The organism is Streptomyces tamarix (assembly GCF_032423885.1).
GTDB lineage: Bacteria > Actinomycetota > Actinomycetes > Streptomycetales > Streptomycetaceae > Streptomyces > Streptomyces tamarix.
Map to the genome: position 1 here is coordinate 1 of NZ_JAWCTQ010000108.1, position 729 is coordinate 729.

Below are 729 nucleotides of genomic sequence, written 5' to 3' on the forward strand. Positions count from 1 at the left end.
CCACCGCGGCCACCCTCTTCGCCACCCACGGCTACGAGGGCACCTCGGTGGACGACCTGGTCGCCGCCACCGGCATCCACCGGGGCAGCCTCTACAAGGTCTTCGGCTCCAAACGGGGCCTGCACCTGACCGCCCTGCGCCACCACCTCGACCACGAGGTCCACCCGGCCGCCGCCGCCATCGCCACCCTCACCGACCCCGCGCAGGCGCTGGCAGCGGCCATCACCTCCTACGACAGCGGCCCGGCCGCCGGACTCCTCCTCCTCGCCGCCGTCGAACGCGCCCCCCACGACCCGGAGGTCGCCTCACTGGTCGCGGAAGGCATCACCGCCCTGGAGGACGCCCTGCGCCCCGCGCACGGCGACGCCGCCCCCCACCTCACCTCCACCGTCCTCGGCGCCCGCGTGCGCCTGCGGGCCCAGCCCACCACCCCCCAGGAGCACTGACATGGCCCTGATCGCCATCGACCATGAACGCGGCCTGCTGACGGCCGAATTCCAGGGCCTCGACAAGCTCTGGACCCTCAAGAGCCGCCTGGAGATCCCCCTCGCCCACGTACGCGGCGCCACCCACGACCCCGGCATCGCCCGCGAACCGAAGGGCGTACGCGTCGGCGGCACCCACGTCCCCGGCGTCATCACCGCCGGCCGCTTCCGCCGCGACGGCGAACGCCTCTTCTGGGACGTGAAGAACCCCGACAAGGCGATCGTCATCGAACTCTCCGACGCC

The 729-nt window shown here is 73.4% G+C and carries 2 protein-coding genes; both read left to right on the forward strand.

Features of this window, described 5'->3' with window-relative positions:
* Nucleotides 1–446, forward strand: a 446-nt coding sequence (locus RND61_RS32490) for a TetR/AcrR family transcriptional regulator (RefSeq protein ID WP_315881760.1), incomplete at its 5' end; no start/stop codon positions are given.
* Between the two features lies 1 nt (nt 447).
* A partial coding sequence (locus tag RND61_RS32495) for a hypothetical protein (protein ID WP_315881761.1) occupies nt 448–729 on the forward strand: 282 nt, incomplete at its 3' end.